Here is a 21,354-nt window from a genome sequence, read left to right on the forward strand (position 1 = left end):
TAGTCCTTAGCTAGCTATTCATGTTTAACTTGAACGTTCATTCAAGTTAAACCATTGGTTTGCTGCCCGCTCACAACAGGAGGCTTGCCTTTGCCGAGTCCGTTTGCACACGTCACGATTTCGCTTTGCGAGGTGCTTCGTCGATGAGTACTTCGTCCCTTTCACCCAGCGGCCTGGTCCGCATGAATCCGCCGGTGTTTTACTTCGCCGCGACTTTCATCCTGCTGTTCGGCCTGGTGGTGATCGCCATGCCCGCGCAAGCCGGCGCCTGGCTGCTGGCGGCCCAGAACTGGGCGGCCAATACAGTCGGTTGGTACTACTTGCTGGCGATGACCCTGTATTTGATTTTCGTGGTGGTCACTGCGTTGTCGGGCTACGGCAAGATCAAGCTCGGTGCTGACCATGACGAGCCCGAATTCAGCTACTTATCCTGGGCCGGCATGTTGTTCGCCGCCGGGATCAGCATCACGTTGTTTTTCTTTTGTGTTTCCGAGCCGCTGACCCATCTGGCACAGCCGCCCCAAGGCGAAGCCGGTACTGCCGATGCGGCGCGCCAGGCCATGCAGATCCTCTTCTTGCACTGGGGCCTGCACGGCTGGGGGGTGTTTGCCTTTGTCGGCATGGCCTTGGCGTACTTCGCCTACCGGCACAATTTGCCGCTGGCGTTGCGATCGGCGTTGTATCCGTTGATTGGCAAGCGCATCAACGGTCCGATCGGTTATGCCGTGGATGGCTTCGGCATTATCGCAACGGTGTTCGGCCTCGGTGCGGACATGGGGTTTGGTGTGCTGCACCTCAATTCCGGGTTGGATTACCTGTTCGGCATCGCTCACACCCAATGGATCCAGGTCGGCCTGATCGTGCTGATGATGGGCGCGGCGATCATCGTCGCGGTGGCCGGGGTCGACAAAGGCGTGCGGGTGATGTCCGACATCAACATGCTGCTGGCCTGCGCGTTGCTGTTGTTTGTGCTGTTTGCCGGCCCGACCCAGCATTTGCTCAACACGTTGATCCAGAACGTCGGTGACTATCTCGGCGCCTTGCCAATGAAAAGTTTTGACCTGTACGCCTACGACAAACCGAGCGACTGGCTGGGCGGGTGGACGGTGTTCTATTGGGCATGGTGGATTGCGTGGTCGCCGTTCGTGGGGCTGTTCATCGCACGTATTTCCCGTGGCCGGACGATTCGCGAATTCGTCTTTGGCGTGCTGTTGATTCCCCTCGGTTTCACCCTGGCGTGGATGTCGATCTTTGGTAACAGCGCCCTCGACCAAGTGTTGAACCATGGCATGAGCGCCTTGGGGATGTCGGCGGTGGATAACCCGTCGATGAGCCTTTACTTGCTGCTGGAGACCTACCCGTGGAGCAAGACGGTCATCGCTGTCACGGTGTTTATCAGCTTTGTGTTTTTCGTCACCTCCGCCGACTCCGGCACCGTGGTGCTGTCCACGCTTTCGGCCAAGGGCGGCAGTCCGGATGAAGACGGACCGAAATGGCTGCGGGTGTTCTGGGGCGCGATGACCGCCCTGGTGACCAGCGCCTTGCTGTTTTCCGGCAGCATCGATGCGCTCAAGTCAGCGGTGGTGCTGACCTCCTTGCCCTTTTCACTGATTCTCTTGCTGATGATGTGGGGCCTGCACAAGGCGTTCTACCTCGAATCCCAGAAGCAGATTGCGCAACTGCATTCGTTGGCGCCCGTTTCGGCTTCGCGACGGGGCACTGGCGGCTGGCGCCAGCGCCTGAGCCAGGCGGTGCATTTTCCTTCTCGCGATGAGGTGTACCGCTTTCTGGATAGCACGGTGCGCCCGGCCATCGAAGATGTGAAAGCGGTGTTCATCGAGAAGGGCCTGACCGTAATGACCCAACCCGACCCGGCGGCCGACAGTGTCAGCCTGGAAATCGGCCATGGCGAGCAGCATCCGTTCATCTACCAAGTGCAGATGCGCGGTTACTTCACACCGTCCTTCGCCCGGGGTGGCATGGGCTCCAAGCAAATCAACAACCGGCGTTACTACCGTGCCGAAGTGCACCTGAGTGAAGGCAGCCAGGATTACGACCTGGTGGGCTATTCCAAGGAGCAGGTCATCAACGACATCCTCGACCAGTACGAGCGGCACATGCAGTTCTTGCATCTGGTGCGTTGATCGAGTGAAGCCTCAGACCAGCCCACCATTGGCCCGCAGGATCTGCCCATTGACCCAACCGGCAGCCGGACTCACCAGGAAAGACACGATGCTGGCGATGTCTTCCGGCTGGCCGAGGCGCTCCAGGGGCGGCATCTTCGCGTAGTGCTGGACCTGCTCCTCGCTTTTGCCGTGCATGAACAGTTCGGTGGCGACCGGCCCCGGCGCCACGGCGTTGACCGTGATCTGGCGACCGCGCAGTTCCTTGGCGAACACCTGGGTCAGTGACTCCACCGCGGCTTTGCTGGCGATGTACACCGAATAGCCAGGCAGGTTCAGCCCTACGGTACTGCTGGAAAAATTCACGATGCGGCCGCCATCGTTCAGCCGAGTCGCGGCCTCGCGCAGGGTGTTGAAGGTACCGCGCGTGTTGATGGCGAACGTACGGTCGAACAACTCGTCGCTGTGCTGCGCCAAGGGCATGACCTGGAGGATGCCGGCGTTGTTGATCAACACATCGATCTTGCCCAGTTGTGCTTCGACTTCATCGAACATCCGGCTGACGTCGGCGGCAACCGACACGTCGGCTTTCACCGCTATGGCCTGGTGACCGGCCTGACGCAGCTGCACCACCAGCTTGGAGGCTTCGTTGGCGCTGCTGGCAAAGTTGACGGCAACGGCAAAGCCGTCGCTGGCCAGTTGCTTGGCAATCTCTGCGCCGATGCCACGGGAGGCGCCGGTCACGATGGCAACTTTGGAGTTTGAAGCAGTCATGGCGAGAATCCCCTTGGGATGTAGTGATGGGTTGCAGGCAGATTCACATGTTTACTCTCGCCGATAAATGCCGGAAAGTTGCCTTGACTGTTCAATAATCTCCAACAATCGGAGCGCAGGATTTCAATGGATCAGGTCAAGGCCATGCGGGTGTTTGTCCGCATCTACGAGCGCAGCAGTTTCACCCTGGCTGCTGAAGACTTGAACATGCCACGGGCCACGCTGACCCATACGCTCAATCAGTTCGAGGCCTGGTTGGGTGTGCGTTTGCTCGAGCGCAGCACGCGCAAGGTGCGCCCGACCCTCGATGGCGAAGCCTATTACCCGCGCTGCGTACAATTGCTGGCCGAGCTGGAAGAAGCCGAACTGGCGTTTCGCGGCGTTGCGCCCAAAGGCAAGCTGAGGGTGGACCTGCACGGAACACAGGCGCGATATTTCGTGATTCCGGCGTTGCCGCAGTTCATGGCCCGCTATCCGGAAATAGAACTGTTCATCAGTGAGGCGGATCGTTTCGTCGACCTGATTGCCGAGGGCGTCGATTGCGTCGTGCGCTCCGGTACGTTGGCGGATTCGTCATTGATTGGCCGGCGTGTCGCCAATCTTCGGCAAGTCACCTGCGCCAGCCCTGGTTACTTGCGCCAATACGGCGAACCGAAAAGCCTCGATGACTTGCGGCATCACAAGGCAGTGAATTACGTCTCGCGCACCACCGCCAAGCTGTATCCGTTCGAATTCATGGTCGACGGCGAACTGAAGGAAGTGCAGATCGGGGGGACGTCGTCGGTGTCCGGCGCGGAAATCTACGCCGCGTCGGCCATTGCCGGCATGGGCCTGATCCAGTGCCCCCATTACCGGATGGAGGAGCCGATCCGGCAGGGCCTGATCCAGGAGGTGCTCGCCGCGACGCCGCCACCCTCCATGCCAGTGTCGGTGCTTTATCCGCACAACCGACACATGTCGCCACGGGTACGGGTGTTCGTGGACTGGGTGGCGGAGGTGTTTGCGCAGGCGCGTTGATGTAGTTTTCGATTTCCTTGGCACCGCTAATACCTTGTGGGAGCGGGCTTGCTCGCGAAGGCGGTGGGTCAGCCAGCGCAACTGTTGAGTTTGTAGATGCCTTCGCGAGCAGGCTCGCTCTCACAGGGATCTGCGAACTTTCGGCCTGACCGATGCGTCTGTGAAATGTTAGCTTTTGCCACCCGCCATCCGAACAGAGAGCCCTTTTCGATGACCTACACCGCTGCGCAAAACCGCTACGAGTCCATTCCCTATCGCCGCGTCGGTCGCAGCGGGCTGGTGCTGCCAGCCCTGTCACTCGGCTTGTGGCACAACTTCGGCGACAGCACGCCGATCGATACCCAGCGAGCCTTGTTGCGCACGGCGTTTGACCTGGGCATCAATCACTTCGACCTCGCCAACAACTACGGCCCGCCCTACGGCAGCGCCGAAATCAATTTCGGCCGGCTGTTGCGTGAAGACTTCAAGCAGTACCGCGATGAACTGATCATCTCCAGCAAGGCTGGCTGGGACATGTGGCCCGGCCCGTATGGCCAGGGTGGCGGTTCACGCAAATACGTACTCGCCAGTCTCGACCAGAGCCTGCAGCGCCTGGGGTTGGATTACGTGGACATTTTCTATTCCCACCGTTTCGACCCCGACACGCCACTGGAGGAAACGGCCAGCGCGCTGGCGACGGCCGTGCAGCAGGGCAAGGCCTTGTACATCGGCATCTCTTCGTATTCGGGCGTGAAGACCCGGGAAATGGCCGCCCTGCTCAAGGAATGGAAAGTCCCACTGCTGATCCACCAGCCGGCCTACAACCTGCTCAATCGCTGGGTGGAAAAAGACCTGCTGGACGCCACCGAGGAACTCGGCACGGGCGTTATCGCCTTCACGCCGCTGGCCCAGGGCCTGCTGACCGACAAATACCTCAAGGGCATTCCCGCCGATGCGCGGGTGAATCGCCCGGGGGGCGGCTCGTTGCAAGCGTCGCATTTGTCCGAGGAAAACATTGCCCACGTCCTTGCTCTCAATGAAATCGCCCAGCGTCGCGGCCAGAGCCTGGCTCAAATGGCCCTGGCCTGGACGTTGCGCGATCCACGGGTCACCTCCGCCCTGATCGGCGCCAGCCGGCCGGAGCAGATCGTCGAGAACGTCGGGGCCCTGCGCAATCTCGATTTCAGCGCCGAAGAACTGGCCGAGATCGACCGCTTTGCCCAGGAGGGCGGGATCAATCTGTGGGAGAAGCCTTCGACGGCTGAGTAATACCGAACACCCCTGTGGCGAGGGAGCTTGCTCCCGCTGGGCCGCGAAGCGGCCCCAAACCCATTCAACACTGCGTATCAGGAAAGGCAGTGGGACAGGTTTTGCGACTGCTGCGCAGTCGAGCGGGAGCAAGCTCCCTCGCCGCGGGGATATGCGTTACCCCGGAAAACCATTCGGGCAAGGCACTCACCTGAAAAACGGCACATCCCCCAACACCGTCGCCCGATGCATCACGCGCCGGGCAGGGCGGTAGTCGTCCACGGCGAAATGCTGGGTCACGCGGTTGTCCCAGAACGCCACGTCGTTGGCCTGCCAGCGCCAGCGAACGGTGAATTCCGGCCGCGTGGCGTGGGCAAACAGCAGTTTCAGGATCGCCTCGCTTTCGCTTTCCGACAGCTCGTTGATGCGAGTGGTAAAGCCTTCGTTGACGAACAGCGAGCGACGACCGCTCACCGGATGCGTACGAATCGCCGGATGGGACAGCGGTGGGTTTTTCCGCCGTGCTTCTTCCCAGCGCACCAAGTCCTCGGCGGAGTTGCCGAAGCGCTCCAGCGGAAACGAACGGGTGAAGTCGTGAGTCGCCGTCAGGCCTTCCAGCAGGCTTTTCAATGGCGCCGACAAGGCTTCGTAGGCAGCGATGCCACTGGCCCACAACGTGTCGCCGCCAAACGCCGGCAGCAGCTTGGCGCTGAGCACGGCGCCCATGGCAGGAGTCGGCAGGAAGGTCACGTCGGTGTGCCATACGGCATTATCGCGAACATCGGTGACGGCGGTGTCGAGCACCAGCACTTCGGGCTGCTCCGGTACGTTGGGATAGATCGGATGAATGTGCAGGTCACCGAAATACGCAGCGAAACGTGCCTGTTGCGGCGGTTCGATCGGCTGGTCGCGGAAAAACAGCACCTGATGTTCCAGCAGCGCCTGCTCGATGAAATCCCGGTCTTCCAGGCTAAGCGGATGGCTGATGTCGATCCCGCTGATCTGCGCGCCGAGGGCAATGCTCAAAGGGGTAATGGTCGGGCGGCTCATGATGTTCTCTCGGATGGGCGCCGAATGGTCGGCGTGGTCATTGCGTATCAATGGGCCTGGCCGTGCCATGGCACCAGCTTGCGTTGCAGGGCGCGCAGGCCCATTTCCATGGCGAAGGCGATCAGGGCGATCACCAGGATTCCCAGCACCACCACATCGGTGACCAGGAACTGCGCCGCCGACTGCACCATGAACCCCAGGCCGCTGGTGGCCGCGATCAATTCAGCGGCGACCAGCGTCGACCAACCCACGCCCAGTCCGATGCGGATACCGGTGAGAATGTCCGGCAACGCGCTGGGCACGATCACATGACGGATCAGTTGCGCCCGGGTGGCACCGAGGGATTGCGCGGCCCGCAATTTGGCCGGGTCGACGGTGCGCACGCCGGTGGCGGTGGCGATGGCGATCGGGGCGAAGATCGCCAGGTAGATCAGCAGGACTTTCGACAGCTCGCCGATGCCGCACCAGATCACGATCAGCGGCAGGTAGGCCAGGGGCGGAATCGGTCGATAGAACTCGATCAGCGGATCGAGCACCCCACGGGCGATACGGTTGGCGCCGATGGCGATGCCCACCGGCACCGCCGTGAGCACTGCGAACAACAGGCCCAGGCCAATCCGCCCGAGGCTTGCGCCCAGGTGTTGCCAGAGTGTCGAATCCATGTAGCCGCTGGTTGCCAGCAGCCATCCCTTTTGCAGAACGGCGGAGGGCGGCGGCAGGAACAGCGGTTCGATCAGCCCGCTGGCGGTGATCGCCCACCAGAGCAGCAGCAACACGACCAACGTCAGCCCGCTGATCCAACGTGTGCCCAGGCTGCGTCGTACGGGGGCTGCCGCGCGCGAGGTCACGGCATCGCCGGCCACGGCTGGGATTTCATAACTGCTCATGCGCGCTCCTGTTGTCGAGTGGCGCTGCGTTGGGAAAACACCTTGGCAAGCACATGCTCGCGGGTCTCGATGAAGCGTGGATCGGACTTGATGGAGCGGGCCGATTCACCCGCGCCGTAGCGGCGGCCGAAATCCAGGCTCAGGCGCTCGACGATCTGCCCGGGATCGGGTGCCAGCAGGATCAGATCGGTTGCCAGGAACACGGCTTCTTCAATGTCGTGGGTAATCAGGAACACTGGTTTGGCGGTGCGTTGCCAGACTTGCAGCAACAGCTCCTGCATCTGCTCGCGGGTGAAAGCGTCCAGGGCGCCGAAAGGTTCGTCCATCAACAACAATCGCGGATCGGCTGCCAACGCGCGGGCCAGGCCTACGCGTTGCTTCTGGCCGCCGGACAGCTGCCAGACGCGGCGCTTTTCGAAACCGGCCAAGTCCACCAAGGCGAGCATCTCCCGGGCGCGAGCCTCGCGTTTTTCCTTGGCGACTCCGGCCAGTTCCAGGCCGAAAGCGACGTTCGCCAGCACGTCCTGCCAGGGCAACAGCGCATCGTCCTGGAACACCACGCCACGTTCGGCGCCGGGGCCTGACACCGGCACGTCGTCGAGGGTGATCTGCCCGGCGCTGGGCTCGACGAACCCGGCAATCAGGTTCAGCAGCGACGTCTTGCCGCTGCCGGATGGGCCGAGGGCGACCAACAACTGCTGCGGGCCCAGGGTCAACGAAATATCCGCCAGTACCGGTTTCGTTGCACCGGGGTACTGTGCGCTGATGCGCTCCAGCTGTAGCAAGGCCATCTCGGCGTCTCCTTTTTCGATCAGCGAGTGATGTATTTGGCGCTGACGTACGGCGCGTAATCCGGCAGCACTGCTTCGACCTTGCCTTGCTCCTTGAGGAACGCGGCAGTGTTGGTAATCGCCTGGGTGGTTGGAGCGCCGAGGCTCACCACCTGGTCTGCGGCCAGCGGGAAGACGTTGCCTTGCAACAGCAGCGGGATATCACTGGCCTTGGCGCCGGAGAGCTTCACCAGCTTGTCGATGTTGGAGGCATCGGCCAGCCAGGCTTGCGGATCCTTGCGGTACTGGGCGTAGGCATCCAGGGTGACTTTGGCGAACGCCGTGACGATCTCGGGATGCTGCTGGGCGAAATCCTTGCGCACGATCCACGCGTCGAAGGTCGGTGCGCCGAACTGGGCGAGTTCAGCTGAAGTGATCAATACCTTGCCGTTTTCCTTGGCGACGCCGAGGGCCGGGTCCCAGACGTAGGTGGCGTCGATGTCGCCGCGTTTCCAGGCGGCGATGATGGCTGGCGGGGCGAGGTTGAGCACGGTGACTTTCGACGGGTCGATGTTCCAGTGCTTCAGCGCGGCGAGCAGGCTGTAATGGCCGGTGGAGACAAACGGCACGGCGATCTTCTTGCCGATCAGGTCTTGCGGGGTCTTGATGCCGGAGCCGTCACGGGCGACCAAGGCTTCAGCGGCGCCGATCTGGGTGGCGATGAGGAAAGTTTCCACTGGAACCTTACGCGTGATGGCGGCGGTCAGCGGGCTGGAACCGAGGTAACCGATCTGCACATCGCCCGAGGCGATGGCGGCGATGATGTCGGCGCCATTGTCGAACTTGCGCCAGGCGATCTTGGCCTGGGTGGCTTTTTCATAGGCGCCGTCGGCTTGGGCGACTTTCGCCGGGTCCACGGTGGTCTGGTAGGCGACGGTCAGGTCGGCCGCCTGGGCAAAAAGACTCGCCGCAGCCAGGGAGGCGGCCGCGAGAAGGCGAAGGGGGAAACTCAAAGACATGGTGAAGCTCCTCAACAGGCCGCCGGAGAGTCGGCGTTGGAGGAGACTAAATGATCTAAGAATTAAGAAATAAATAACTTTTTCGAATTAGCTTATCTGCGAAAAAGTCTATGCAAGGGGCAGAAATTGGAGTTGTACATGGCTTTTGTGGCGAGGGGATTTATCCCCGCTGGGCTGCGTAGCAGCCCTAAAGCTCCTCTTCGGTGTGTCAGACAGGTCACTTACCGCCGTTTTGGGGTCGCTTCGCAACCCAGCGGGGATAAATCCCCTCGCCACAGCTGCATTCCCACGAAGGAATCATGGGAATGCTCGGTCAGTTACTGATCGCCAAAATGCTCGCCTGATACGAACCCACGAACACGTCGAAATCCCCCACCTCGTTCTGCTCCAGCTCGGTTTGCTGGACCAGGGACTGGCGAGCGGTTTGTTCGAACGCGGCTTGCTCTTCAGTCGCCAACGGCTCGGCGCGGAAGAACTCGGCGTGGGCCTTGCTCTGGCGCAGGGAGAACTGAGCGAAGCTTTCCTGATGCTCGGCCATGGCGGCCAGTACCTGGGCGGACGGCGTCAGCGATGGATCGCGGACTTTCGCTCGTTGCGCGTCCAGCGCTTGACGGTGGGCGTCGCCACCCTGGCTCTGGTCGAGCAGCGCTGCCAGTGGAGCGATCTTCTCGAGCAATTCCAGGGCCCATGCCTGCATATCCACGGCTTGCCCCTGGCGCTGCAGTTGCAGGCCCGGCTTGCGGCCTTCCTTGACCACGGTCAGGAAGTTGCTGGTGGCGTTGCTGCATTCGTTGTTTTCCAGCTGCGGGCTGTCATTGAGGCCGCAATACAGCAGGAACGCGTCGAGGAACCGCGACTCGGTGAGGTCGATGCCCATCGGCAGGAACGGGTTGATGTCCAGGCAACGCACTTCGACGTACTGGATCCCGCGAGCCATCAGGGCCTGGATTGGCCGCTCGCCGGTATAGGTCACGCGCTTGGGACGGATATTGGAGTAGTACTCGTTTTCGATCTGCAGGATGTTGGTGTTGAGCTGCACCCACTCGCCGTTCTGGTGGGTGCCGACTTCGACGTACGGCCCGTACGGCGTTGCCACCGCTTTGCGCAGGCTGTCGGTGTAGCTTGCCAGATCGTTGTAGCAAGGCGTCAAGCCGGCCTGGGCGTTGCTCTGGTAACCCAGGTCACTCATGCGCAGGCTGGTGGCGTAGGGCAGGTACAAGGTGTCCGGATCCAGCTGTTCCAACTGGTGCGGCCGGCCACGCAGGAAACCGACGTCGAGGGCCGGCGAGGCACCGAACAGGTACATCAGCAGCCAGCTGTACCGACGGAAGTTACGGATCAGGGCGATGTAGGCCGACGATTGGAAGTCCCGGTCGCTCGCGTCGATGGCTTCGTCCTGCCGGAGCAGGGGCCAGAGCTTTTCCGGTAGGGAAAAGTTGTAGTGGATCCCGGCGATGCATTGCATGGTCTTGCCGTAGCGCAGGGCCAAACCCTTGCGATAGACATACTTGAGTCGACCGATGTTCGAGGTGCCGTAATAGGCGATCGGAATCTCTTCCTCGGCCGGCAACGGACACGGCATCGAAGGGCTCCACAGGTATTCGTCGCCGAGCTTGCTGTAGACGAACCGGTGGATCCTGTCGAGGCTGCGCAGGGTATCGGCCGGGTTGGCCAGGGCCGGGGTGATGAACTCCAGCAACGACTCGGAATAGTCGGTGGTGATCTGTTCGTTGGTCAGCGCCGAGCCCAGGGCTTGCGGGTGCGGGGTCTGCGCCAGGCGCCCGTCGTCGGTGACGCGCAGGCATTCACGTTCGATACCGTGCAGGCACTGCTCGAGCAGGGAGAGGTTGGCGCGCTCGCCGAGCAGGGCCAGGCGGCGGTTTAAAAGGTCGCTCAAGTTGAATTCCTTCACGCGTCAGTCGCCCCAATATGGGGGTGGGCAAGACGGTCTACAAGGGTGAAGTTAAAACTGGCGTTTTCGCCTGGTTTTCATACGGCTAACGACAGGTCGCCACGGCCCCTGTGGGAGCGAGCCTGCTCGCGAAAGCGGCGTATCAGTCAGCATTGGAGTCGCCTGATACACCGCCTTCGCGAGCAAGCCCGCTCCCACAGAGAAATTTCGACACCGCATTCATGGCGTCGAAATTACCCCAAATCGATGACAGGGAGCTATAGGACAGCGAACGTGCCTTGCGCTTTTGCGACCAGCTTGTCGCCCTGCATCACCTCGGCCTCGACCACCAGCGTGCGCCGGCCCGGGTGGATGACCCGGGCGGTGCACAACACCTCGCCGTCGGACACGGCGCGTATGTAGTTGATCTTGCACTCGATGGTCGCGCTCTGCTGGTCAAAGCCGTGGACACTGGAGCAGGCCAGGCCCATGGCGATGTCCACCAGGCTGAACAGCGCACCGCCGTGCAGCTTGCCGCCACGATTGCGCAACTCGGGTTCGAGGCCCAGGGCGACTTGCGCCACCCCGTTCTCGAGGCTTTGCAGCCGACAGCCGAGCAGCTTGAAGAACGCGCTCTGAACCAACCCGGCCGGCGCGTCCATCAGCGTTTCTTCAGCTGCTTGGCGTTGGCGAACAGCGAGGCCATGGCGTTGTTGGCCGGGGCTGCCGTGGCGGTCTCCTTGCGCGGTGTGGTGTTCTGCGACTGGCGCGGCGCGGCGCCTGGGCGAGCACCGCGGGCACCGTCGACTTTTTCACCTGGCGTGTCGCTCATGCGCATCGACAGGCCAACGCGTTTGCGCGGGATATCGACTTCCATGACCTTCACTTTCACCACATCGCCGGCCTTCACGGCTTCGCGTGGGTCCTTGATGAATTTTTCCGACAGCGCCGAAATGTGCACCAGACCGTCCTGGTGTACGCCGATGTCGACGAACGCGCCGAAATTGGTCACGTTGGTCACCACGCCTTCGAGGATCATGCCCGGTTGCAGGTCCTTGAGGTCTTCGACGCCTTCCTGGAATTCGGCGGTCTTGAACTCAGGACGCGGGTCGCGTCCCGGTTTCTCCAGCTCTTGCAGGATGTCGGTCACGGTGGGCAGGCCGAAGGTTTCGTCGGTGAATTTCTTCGGGTCCAGGCGCTTGAGGAACGCGGCGTCGCCGATCAGCGAGCGGATGTCGCGGTCGGTCTGGGCGGCGATGCGTTGCACCAGCGGGTAGGCTTCAGGGTGGACGGCTGAGGAGTCCAGAGGGTTGTCGCCGTTCATGACGCGCAGGAAGCCGGCGGCCTGCTCGAAGGTTTTTTCACCCAGGCGCGGGACTTTCTTCAACGCGGCGCGGGTCTTGAACGCGCCATGTTCGTCACGGTGGGTGACGATGTTCTGTGCCAGGGTGGCGTTCAGGCCGGAGATACGCGCCAGCAGCGCCACCGAAGCGGTGTTCACGTCCACGCCCACGGCGTTCACGCAATCCTCCACCACGGCGTCCAGGCCACGGGCGAGTTTCAGTTGGGAAACGTCGTGCTGGTACTGGCCGACGCCGATGGATTTCGGATCGATCTTCACCAGTTCCGCCAGCGGATCCTGCAGGCGACGGGCGATCGACACCGCACCGCGAATCGACACGTCCAGGTCCGGGAATTCCTTGGAAGCCAGTTCCGACGCCGAATAAACCGAAGCACCGGCCTCGGAGACCATGACCTTGGTCATTTTCATGGCCGGGTATTTCTTGATCAGCTCGGCGGCCAGCTTGTCGGTCTCGCGGCTGGCGGTGCCGTTGCCGATGGCGATCAGGTCCACCGAATGCTTGGCGCACAGGGCGGCGAGTACGGCGAGGGTCTGGTCCCACTTGTTGTGCGGCACGTGCGGATAGACCGTGGCGTGGTCCAACAGTTTGCCGGTCGAGTCCACCACCGCCACCTTGCAACCGGTGCGCAGACCCGGGTCCAGGCCCAGGGTGGCGCGCGGGCCGGCCGGTGCGGCCAGCAGCAGGTCGTGCAGGTTGTGGGCGAATACGTTGATCGCCTCGGTCTCGGCGTTGTCGCGCAGCTCACCGAGCAAGTCGGTTTCCAGGTGGGTGTAGAGCTTGACCTTCCAAGTCCAGCGCACCACCTCGGCCAGCCATTTATCGGCGGCGCGGTTCTGGTTCTGGATGCCGAATTGCTGGCCGATCATGCCTTCGCACGGGTGCATGGTGCCGGGCAGTTCTTCACCGACCTTCAGGGCTGAACTGAGAATGCCTTCGTTGCGGCCACGAAAAATCGCCAGGGCACGGTGGGACGGCATGCTCTTGAGCGGTTCGTCATGCTCGAAGTAGTCGCGGAACTTGGCGCCTTCCTCTTCCTTGCCGGCGATGACGCGGGCGCTGAGGATGGCTTCCTGCTTGAGGAAGTTGCGCAGTTTCTCCAACAGGTTGGCGTCTTCGGCGAAGCGCTCCATGAGGATGTACTTGGCGCCTTCCAGCGCGGCCTTCACGTCCGCCACGCCTTTTTCGGCATCGACAAAGCGTGCGGCCTCGGTTTCCGGGGCCAGGGTTGGATCATTGAATAGGCCATCGGCCAGCTCGCCGAGGCCGGCTTCCAAGGCGATCTGGCCCTTGGTGCGGCGCTTCTGCTTGTAGGGCAGGTACAAATCTTCGAGGCGGGTCTTGGTATCGGCCAGCTTGATGTCGCGCTCGAGTTGCGGGGTCAGCTTGCCCTGCTCCTGGATGCTCGCCAGGATGCTGATGCGCCGTTCGTCGAGCTCGCGCAGGTAGCGCAGGCGCTCTTCCAGATGACGCAACTGGGTGTCATCGAGGCTGCCGGTCACTTCTTTCCGGTAACGGGCGATGAAAGGGACCGTGGAGCCTTCATCGAGTAGCGCGACGGCCGCTTCGACCTGTTGTGGGCGGACGCCGAGTTCCTCGGCGATGCGGCTGTTGATGCTGTCCATAAAACCACCTGACAAATTGTGAAATCAGGCTCGCCGCCGCAGAAGCCGGGCTCGGCGAGACTGGTTGAGCGGCCTGGCATGCGCCGCTGCCTGGGTCAAAAGGCTGCCTGTTGACCCGCGAAATTCAAAAAGTGCTGCCTGGCCAGGGGTAAAAAAGTGCTGCGCCGTTATCGAGATCCGGCCTGGTCCTGGCACAAAGGCCGCGCATTATAACCAGCGTTCCGTTGTTCGGGGGTGTCGTGAACCGAGGGTTTGATGGGTGGATTGCTGGAGATAGAGGAAAAATCTGCTAACAATGCACACGGTGCGTATAACGGCAGCTAGGCCATAATGCGCGCCAAGATCAAAGGAGCTTCCTATGAGCAGCACAGCACAAACTGCTGAAGGCGAAAAAATTCTGATTGTTGACGACGATCCCGGGCTGAGCAGCCTGCTGGAGCGTTTTTTCGTCAGCAAGGGCTACCGCGCCCGTACCGTACCGAACACCGAGCAAATGGATCGCCTGCTGGCCCGTGAGGTGTTCAACCTCGTGGTCCTCGATCTGATGCTGCCGGGTGAGGACGGCTTGACCGCTTGCCGTCGCCTGCGTGGCGCGAACAACCAGATCCCGATCATCATGCTCACTGCCAAGGGCGACGAACTGAGCCGCATCAAGGGGCTGGAGTTGGGCGCCGACGATTACCTGGCCAAGCCGTTCAACCCGGACGAGTTGATGGCCCGGGTCAAGGCGGTCTTGCGTCGCCAATCGGCCCCGGTGCCGGGCGCGCCGGGCAGCGAAGACGAAAGCGTGACCTTCGGCGACTATGAACTGTCCTTGGCCACCCGCGAGCTCAAGCGTGGCGACGAGATCCACATGCTCACCACCGGTGAGTTCGCCGTGCTCAAGGCCCTGGTGATGAACGCCCGCCAGCCGTTGACTCGGGACAAGCTGATGAACCTGGCCCGTGGCCGCGAATGGGATGCGCTGGAGCGCTCCATCGATGTGCAGATTTCCCGTCTGCGACGGATGATCGAGCCCGATCCATCCAAGCCGCGTTATATCCAGACCGTCTGGGGCGTGGGTTATGTGTTCGTGCCGGATGGCGCCGCCAGCAAGTGATTGGCGATTTGTAGGAGCGGGTAGCCTGGCTGGTTGAAATGTCTTCTTCCAGGCGACTCGCGGTCCGTCATTGTGCGAGCATCGCTCGCTCCTGCAAGTGTGTAGCGGCTATTCATGAAAACCCCCGTTTGGTTCCCCCAGAGTTTTTTCTCCCGCACCCTCTGGCTGGTGCTGATCGTCGTGCTTTTTTCCAAGGCGCTGACGCTGGTCTACCTGCTGATGAACGAAGACGTGTTGGTGGACCGCCAATACAGTCACGGCGTGGCCTTGACCCTGCGGGCCTATTGGGCGGCTGACGAAACCAATCGAGCCAAGATTGCCGAGGCGGCGACATTGATTCGGGTCGTTGGCGCCGGCGTGCCGGAAGGGGAGCAGCACTGGCCGTACAGCGAAATCTATCAACGGCAGATGCAGGCCGAACTGGGCGCCGACACCGAGGTGCGACTGCGCATGCATTCGCCTCCGGCATTGTGGGTGCGTGCCCCGAGCCTGGGTGACGGTTGGTTGAAGGTGCCGCTGTACCCGCATCCATTGCGTGGCCAGAAAATCTGGAACGTGCTGGGTTGGTTCCTGGCGATCGGCCTGTTATCGACGGCATCGGCATGGATCTTCGTCAGCCAGCTCAACCAACCGCTCAAGCGCCTGGTGTATGCCGCCCGGCAATTGGGCCAGGGTCGAAGCGTACGATTGCCCATCAGCGATACCCCGAGCGAGATGACCGAGGTCTACCGCGCTTTCAACCAGATGGCCGAGGATGTCGAGCAGGCCGGACGCGAGCGCGAGCTGATGCTTGCGGGCGTTTCCCACGACTTGCGTACGCCGCTGACCCGGCTGCGGTTGTCGCTGGAGTTGATGGGCGAGCACACCGACCTGACCGACGAGATGGTCCGTGACATCGAAGACATGGACGCGATTCTCGACCAGTTCCTGGCGTTCATTCGAGACGGTCGTGATGAGTCCGTGGAGGAGGTGGACCTCAGTGAGTTGGTGCGGGAAGTGGTTGCGCCCTATAACCAGAACGACGAAAAAGTGCAGTTGCGCCTGGAGCCGATCCAGCCGTTCCCGTTGCGCCGGGTGTCAATGAAGCGTTTGTTGAACAACCTGATCGGCAATGCGCTGAACCATGCGGGCGCCGGTGTTGAAGTCGCGGCCTATGTCTCCGGCGACACCAGTGCGCCTTACGTGGTGCTGAGCGTCATGGACCGTGGCGCTGGTATTGATCCGTCGGAGCTTGAGGCCATTTTCAATCCCTTTACCCGGGGCGATCGCGCCCGAGGAGGAAAGGGCACCGGACTGGGCTTGGCGATCGTCAAGCGCATCGCCTCGATGCACGGCGGCAACGTCGAACTGCGCAACCGCGTCGGTGGCGGGTTGGAAGCACGGGTGCGCTTGCCGTTGGGCTTGATGCTGCCTCGGGATGCGGTGTAGCGATTTCTTTCAGGTCAGGCAGAGGACCTGTGGGAGCGAGCTTGCTCGCGATGGCGGTGGATCAGCGAAGTTGATCTTGACTGACCCACCGCCATCGCGAGCAAGCTCGCTCCCACAGTGTTTGTAAATGGATTAGCCTTTGCCCTTGGTCCGGGTCATGTTCGGCCCGCCATTCTTTTCCAGGTGTTCGATGATGATCCCTGCCACGTTCTTGCTGGTGGTGGTCTCGATACCTTCCAGGCCTGGCGAGGAGTTGACCTCCATCACCAGCGGTCCGTGATTGGAACGCAGGATATCCACGCCAGCCACGGCCAGCCCCATGACCTTGGCGGCACGCAGGGCGGTCATGCGTTCTTCGGGGGTGATCTTGATCAGGCTCGCACTGCCGCCCCGATGCAAGTTGGAGCGGAACTCACCGGGCCGGGCCTGGCGTTTCATCGAGGCAATCACTTTGTCGCCGACCACGAAGCAACGAATGTCCGCACCGCCGGCTTCCTTGATGTATTCCTGGACCATGATGTTCTGCTTCAGGCCCATGAACGCCTCGATCACCGATTCCGCCGCCGTTGCGGTTTCACACAGCACCACGCCAATGCCCTGGGTACCCTCCAGCACCTTGATCACCAGGGGGGCGCCATTGACCATCGCGATCAGGTCGGGAATGTCATCCGGCGAGTGGGCAAAACCGGTCACGGGCAGGCCGATGCCGCGCCGAGACAGCAATTGCAGGGAGCGCAGCTTGTCTCGCGAGCGGGCAATCGCGACGGACTCATTGAGGGGATACACGCCCATCATTTCAAACTGGCGCAATACCGCGCAGCCGTAGAAGGTCACCGATGCGCCGATGCGCGGGATGACCGCATCGAAGCCTTCCAGCGGTTTGCCGCGGTAATGGATCTGCGGCTTGTGGCTGGCAATGTTCATATAGGCGCGCAGGGTATCGATCACCACCATTTCATGGCCACGTTCGGTCCCGGCCTCGACCAGGCGACGGGTGGAATACAGACGCGGATTTCGCGACAGCACAGCGATCTTCATGCAACACCTGTGGCAGAGGTAGTGGACACCGGGTATGCCGGCTTGTCTTGGACGTATTTGATGCCTGGATTGACCACCAACTGGCCGTCAATCAGAGCTTTGGAACCCAGCAACAGGCGATAACGCATGGATTTGCGGCAGGCGAGGGTGAACTCGACCCGCCAGAACCGATCGCCCAGCGCCAGCGTGGTGCTGATCACGTAGCGGACCTGGGCGTGGCCGTTGGAGCTCTTGATGGTCTTGCGCGCTACCAGCGGCGCTTCGCAGCGGCGATGGCGCAACTGCACCACCGTGCCCAGGTGCGCGGTGAAACGCACCCATTTTTCGCCGTCGCGCTCGAATGGCTCGATGTCGGTAGCGTGCAGGCTGGAAGTACTGGCTCCGGTGTCGATTTTTGCGCGCAGGCCGGCGACTCCCAAGTCCGGGAGCGCCACCCATTCGCGCAGACCGACGACGGTCAGATGGTCAAATGTCTTCAATAAAAACAACCTGAAATTGGCACATCGGATCGTGGACTCCGCGAATCGCGGTATTCACGCAGAATAATCACAAAATGGCGACAGTTATCTACGCACCCGTTTGAATGTGTAGCCGATGCCGACGCTCGCCCTATGAACGGGCGGTTCGGCGGGCATTCTATCCGTCGCGACGGATTCGTGCGCCCGACAAAAACGGTAGTACAGTTCCAGCTATTCGTTAGAAAGAGGAATTCCAGTGGCACAAAAAAGCGAAGAGGATGACAAGGTCCGTCTCGATAAATGGTTGTGGGCGGCACGATTCTACAAGACCCGAGCCTTGGCCAAGGCCGCCATTGAAAGCGGCAAGGTCCATCACCGGGGCGAGCGTTGCAAGCCTGGCAAAGAGCCACGTATCGGTGACGAATACGTCATCCGTACCGGTTTTGATGAAAAAACCGTGGTTGTCGAAGCCTTGTCCATCGTGCGTCGCGGCGCGCCGGAAGCTCAAACGCTATACCGCGAGACCGAAGCCAGCGTCGCCAAGCGCGAAGCTGCTGCCGCCCAGCGCAAGGCCGGTGCCCTGGGCGTCAGCACCGACGGCAAGCCGAGCAAGAAGCAGCGTCGGGACCTGTTCAAGTTTCATGGCAGCAACAGCGAGTAAAGCATCGGCCACACCGGTAACCCGTGGCGAGGGAGCTTGCTCCCGCTGGGCCGGTCCGACGCCTCGGGCGTAGCGGCCTCAGAATCTTGCGGTCGCTACGCAACCGAGCGGGAGCAAGCTCCCTCGCCACAACAGCGCTGCACATGCAGATAGATGCTCAGTCTTCCCACAAAGCAAAATCATGGCTTGCTTGGAACCCACCCTGAATGCCCATAAAATGCCTGTCATCAATTGCCATCACCTCAGATACCAGACCCTATGACTGATTTACCGGATACCGACTACACCCAACGTTTCATCTTCGATGACAGCGACGCCCGTGGCGAGCTGGTGGCGTTGGAGCGTAGCTACGCCGAAGTCCTTGCCAAGCACGCCTATCCGGAGCCGGTCGCGCAATTGCTCGGCGAGTTGATGGCCGCCGCGGCGCTGCTGGTGGGTACCTTGAAATTCGATGGCTTGCTGATCCTCCAGGCGCGCTCCGAAGGTCCGGTGCCTCTGCTGATGATCGAATGCTCCAGCGAGCGAGAGATCCGTGGCCTGGCCCGTTATCACGCGGAGCAGATCGCGCCCGACGCGACCTTGGCCGACCTGATGCCCAACGGCGTGCTGGCCCTGACGGTCGACCCGAGCCATGGCAAGCGCTATCAGGGCATCGTCGATCTCGACGGCGCGACGCTGGCTGAGTGCTTCACCAATTACTTCGTCATGTCCCAGCAGACCAACACCCGCTTCTGGCTCTATGCCGACGGGCGGCGCGCCCGTGGATTGCTGCTGCAGCAACTGCCTGCCGACCGCATCCGTGATCCGGAAGAGCGCGACGCCAGCTGGCAGCACGTCACCGCTCTGGCCAGCACCTTGAGCGCCGATGAATTGCTGGGCCTGGACAACGAAACCGTCCTGCATCGCCTGTACCACGAAGAGCAGGTTCGCTTGTTCGATGGCCAGCCGTTGCGCTTCAAATGCAGTTGCTCCCGTGAACGTTCCGGCAATGCGCTGGTCAGTCTGGGTCTGGAAGATGCACAACAACTGGTGATCGAACATGGCGGCGCCATTGAAATCGATTGCCAGTTTTGCAATGAGCGCTACCTGTTCGATGCCGCGGACATTGCCCAATTGTTCGCCGGTGCGGGTGTCGACACACCGTCAGATACTCGTCACTAAATCGGTTCAGCGCAGGTAAATCTCCTGGCAAACGCCGGATTTACGCCGTACTGACGGGAGGGCCCTACTTTTTTTGGGCTTTTCTGGCATAATCCGGCCCACTTTTTTCGGGTAGTAGTGCGCGACTTCCTACTACAAAACGTTTGGAGCACTCGGCCACGGGCCGACGGGGAATCTCATGACGCAAGCCAATAACGCCGTGTACACCGATCTGAGTGTCGATGATCTGGTCAAAGAAGCCCTGAATCGCGGTGAAGGCGAGCTTGCCGATACTGGCGCGCTGGTTGTACGTACCGGTCATCGTACCGGTCGCTCGCCAGTCGACCGTTTCATCGTGGAAGAGCCAACCACCCAGCACGCCATTGCATGGGGCCCGATCAACCGCAAGTTCCCGGCCGACAAGTTCGACGCCCTGTGGAACCGCGTCGCAGCCTACTTGGGCGAGCGCGAGCGTTTTGTTTCCCACGTGCATGTAGGTTCCGATCCTGCGCACTACCTGCCGGTCAAGATGACCACCGAGACCGCGTGGCACAACCTGTTCGGCCGCTGCCTGTTCATCAACCCCGAGCAGTACAACGCCGGCGGCAAGGACGAGTGGCAGATCCTCAACGCGCCGAACTTCGTCTGCGAGCCTGAGCGTGACGGCACCAACTCCGACGGCACCGTGATCATCAACTTCGCGGCCAAGAAAGTGCTGATCGCCGGTATGCGCTACGCCGGTGAGATGAAGAAAGCCCTGTTCTCCGTGCAGAACTTCCTGTTGCCAGCCGTTGACGTGCTGCCGATGCACTGCGCCGCCAACATGGGCGAAGAGGGCGATGTGACCCTGTTCTTCGGTCTGTCGGGCACCGGCAAGACCACCCTGTCCGCCGACGAAAGCCGCTACCTGATCGGTGACGACGAACACGGCTGGGGCGTAGGCGTGGTCTTCAACATCGAAGGCGGTTGCTACGCCAAGTGCATCGACCTGTCCGAGAAGAACGAGCCGGTCATCTGGAAAGCCATCCAGCACGGCGCCGTGTTGGAGAACGTCGTCCTGGACCCGGTCACCAAGAAAGCCGACTACGCCGACGACAGCCTGACCCAGAACAGCCGCGCCGCCTACCCGCGTGAGCTGATCGAAAAACGCGCACCGAAGAACCTCGGTGGCGAGCCAAACGCCGTGATCTTCCTGACCTGCGACCTGACCGGCGTACTGCCGCCCGTGTCGATCCTCAGCGAAGAACAAGCTGCCTACCACTTCCTGTCCGGCTACACCGCACTGGTGGGCTCGACCGAAATGGGCTCGGGCAGCGGCATCAAGTCGACCTTCTCCACTTGCTTCGGCGCGCCGTTCTTCCCGCGTCCAGCCGGTGAATACGCAGAGCTGCTGATCAAGCGCATCCGTGGCTTCGGCTCCAAGGTCTACCTGGTCAACACCGGCTGGACCGGCGGCGGCTACGGCGTCGGCAAGCGCTTCAACATCCCGACCACCCGTGCGGTGATCGCAGCCATCCAGAGCGGCGCGCTGATCGGTGCTGAAACCGAACACCTGGACATCATCAACCTGGACGTGCCGCTGGCTGTTCCGGGCGTTGAGACTGGCCTGTTGAACCCACGCAACACCTGGGCCGACAAAGCCGCCTACGACGAAGCCGCCAAGGCATTGGCCGGGCTGTTCATCGAGAACTTCAAGAAGTTCGAAGTGAGCGACGCGATCAAGGCGGCAGGTCCGCAGCTGTAAGGCTTGGTTGATAGATGAAAAAGCCGCTCTTCAAGGGCGGCT

18 protein-coding genes are annotated in these 21,354 nt (G+C 61.5%); 8 read left to right on the forward strand and 10 right to left on the reverse strand.

Annotated features, from left to right (window positions below; genetic code table 11):
* The first annotated feature begins 182 nt into the window (after positions 1 to 182).
* Positions 183 to 2,144, forward strand: a complete 1,962-nt coding sequence (gene betT, locus KSS97_RS02305) for a choline transporter BetT (protein WP_198797094.1) — start codon at positions 183 to 185, stop codon at positions 2,142 to 2,144.
* A gap of 12 nt (positions 2,145 to 2,156) precedes the next feature.
* On the opposite strand, the gene KSS97_RS02310 is transcribed toward betT, so the two are convergent.
* Entirely contained in the window at positions 2,157 to 2,897 is a 741-nt protein-coding gene (locus KSS97_RS02310) for an SDR family oxidoreductase (RefSeq protein WP_030140504.1), read from the reverse strand.
* 126 nt (positions 2,898 to 3,023) lie between these two features.
* Between KSS97_RS02310 and KSS97_RS02315 the strand changes: the two genes are divergently transcribed.
* Together KSS97_RS02315 and mgrA are read left to right on the forward strand one after the other, a co-directional pair.
* Complete coding sequence (locus tag KSS97_RS02315; RefSeq protein ID WP_217860977.1) at positions 3,024 to 3,914, forward strand: LysR family transcriptional regulator; 891 nt, start codon at positions 3,024 to 3,026, stop codon at positions 3,912 to 3,914.
* Positions 3,915 to 4,124: 210 nt separating this feature from the next.
* On the forward strand, positions 4,125 to 5,162 hold the full coding sequence (gene mgrA / locus KSS97_RS02320; protein ID WP_217860979.1) for an L-glyceraldehyde 3-phosphate reductase: 1,038 nt from the start codon (positions 4,125 to 4,127) through the stop codon (positions 5,160 to 5,162).
* A 186-nt stretch (positions 5,163 to 5,348) separates the two neighbouring features.
* Here the strand turns inward: mgrA and tauD are convergent, their stop codons facing one another.
* The 7 genes from tauD to KSS97_RS02355 all read right to left on the reverse strand — a co-directional run bounded on the left by tauD (position 5,349) and on the right by KSS97_RS02355 (position 13,744).
* Positions 5,349 to 6,191 (reverse strand): taurine dioxygenase, encoded by an 843-nt coding sequence (tauD, locus tag KSS97_RS02325; protein ID WP_217860983.1) that lies wholly within the window; start codon positions 6,189 to 6,191, stop codon positions 5,349 to 5,351.
* A 47-nt stretch (positions 6,192 to 6,238) separates the two neighbouring features.
* Positions 6,239 to 7,078 carry a taurine ABC transporter permease TauC gene (gene tauC / locus KSS97_RS02330; protein ID WP_217860986.1) on the reverse strand — a complete coding sequence of 280 codons (840 nt, stop codon included), beginning with the start codon at positions 7,076 to 7,078 and terminating at the stop codon, positions 6,239 to 6,241.
* Positions 7,075 to 7,869, reverse strand: coding sequence for a taurine ABC transporter ATP-binding subunit (gene tauB / locus KSS97_RS02335; protein ID WP_030140499.1), 795 nt, complete (start codon positions 7,867 to 7,869; stop codon positions 7,075 to 7,077). Before tauB ends, tauC begins: the two co-directional genes overlap by 4 nt.
* 20 nt (positions 7,870 to 7,889) lie before the next feature.
* Positions 7,890 to 8,867, reverse strand: coding sequence for a taurine ABC transporter substrate-binding protein (gene tauA / locus KSS97_RS02340; protein ID WP_181290241.1), 978 nt, complete (start codon positions 8,865 to 8,867; stop codon positions 7,890 to 7,892).
* A 313-nt stretch (positions 8,868 to 9,180) separates the two neighbouring features.
* Positions 9,181 to 10,764 carry a glutamate--cysteine ligase gene (gshA, locus tag KSS97_RS02345; protein ID WP_217860988.1) on the reverse strand — a complete coding sequence of 528 codons (1,584 nt, stop codon included), beginning with the start codon at positions 10,762 to 10,764 and terminating at the stop codon, positions 9,181 to 9,183.
* A 272-nt stretch (positions 10,765 to 11,036) separates the two neighbouring features.
* Complete coding sequence (locus KSS97_RS02350) at positions 11,037 to 11,420, reverse strand: PaaI family thioesterase (protein ID WP_051065981.1); 384 nt, start codon at positions 11,418 to 11,420, stop codon at positions 11,037 to 11,039.
* Entirely contained in the window at positions 11,420 to 13,744 is a 2,325-nt protein-coding gene (locus tag KSS97_RS02355; protein WP_217860990.1) for a Tex family protein, read from the reverse strand. Before KSS97_RS02355 ends, KSS97_RS02350 begins: the two co-directional genes overlap by 1 nt.
* Before the next feature lie 358 nt (positions 13,745 to 14,102).
* On the opposite strand from KSS97_RS02355, the gene ompR reads away from it, so the two are divergent.
* Complete coding sequence (gene ompR / locus KSS97_RS02360) at positions 14,103 to 14,843, forward strand: osmolarity response regulator transcription factor OmpR (RefSeq protein WP_025211284.1); 741 nt, start codon at positions 14,103 to 14,105, stop codon at positions 14,841 to 14,843.
* A 114-nt stretch (positions 14,844 to 14,957) separates the two neighbouring features.
* The gene (locus tag KSS97_RS02365) at positions 14,958 to 16,271 is read left to right on the forward strand and encodes an ATP-binding protein (RefSeq protein WP_030140494.1); all 1,314 of its coding nucleotides are present in this window, start codon (positions 14,958 to 14,960) and stop codon (positions 16,269 to 16,271) included.
* Between the two features lie 132 nt (positions 16,272 to 16,403).
* Here the strand turns inward: KSS97_RS02365 and rimK are convergent, their stop codons facing one another.
* Both rimK and rimB read right to left on the reverse strand, forming a co-directional pair.
* The gene (gene rimK / locus KSS97_RS02370) at positions 16,404 to 17,309 is read right to left on the reverse strand and encodes a 30S ribosomal protein S6--L-glutamate ligase (protein ID WP_030141550.1); all 906 of its coding nucleotides are present in this window, start codon (positions 17,307 to 17,309) and stop codon (positions 16,404 to 16,406) included.
* Positions 17,306 to 17,788: a retropepsin-like aspartic endopeptidase RimB gene (gene rimB, locus KSS97_RS02375; protein ID WP_030141549.1), complete on the reverse strand. Its 483-nt coding sequence runs from the start codon at positions 17,786 to 17,788 to the stop codon at positions 17,306 to 17,308. Before rimB ends, rimK begins: the two co-directional genes overlap by 4 nt.
* 235 nt (positions 17,789 to 18,023) lie before the next feature.
* On the opposite strand from rimB, the gene KSS97_RS02380 reads away from it, so the two are divergent.
* From KSS97_RS02380 to KSS97_RS02390, 3 genes are all read left to right on the forward strand, one after another.
* Positions 18,024 to 18,428 (forward strand): RNA-binding S4 domain-containing protein, encoded by a 405-nt coding sequence (locus KSS97_RS02380; protein ID WP_030141548.1) that lies wholly within the window; start codon positions 18,024 to 18,026, stop codon positions 18,426 to 18,428.
* A 258-nt stretch (positions 18,429 to 18,686) separates the two neighbouring features.
* Positions 18,687 to 19,589 (forward strand): Hsp33 family molecular chaperone HslO, encoded by a 903-nt coding sequence (gene hslO, locus KSS97_RS02385; RefSeq protein ID WP_198797044.1) that lies wholly within the window; start codon positions 18,687 to 18,689, stop codon positions 19,587 to 19,589.
* A 178-nt stretch (positions 19,590 to 19,767) separates the two neighbouring features.
* Positions 19,768 to 21,312 carry a phosphoenolpyruvate carboxykinase gene (locus KSS97_RS02390; RefSeq protein ID WP_030141546.1) on the forward strand — a complete coding sequence of 515 codons (1,545 nt, stop codon included), beginning with the start codon at positions 19,768 to 19,770 and terminating at the stop codon, positions 21,310 to 21,312.
* The last annotated feature ends 42 nt before the right edge of the window (positions 21,313 to 21,354 follow it).

The organism is Pseudomonas alvandae, assembly GCF_019141525.1.
In the GTDB taxonomy this organism is placed as follows: Bacteria; Pseudomonadota; Gammaproteobacteria; order Pseudomonadales; family Pseudomonadaceae; genus Aquipseudomonas; species Aquipseudomonas alvandae.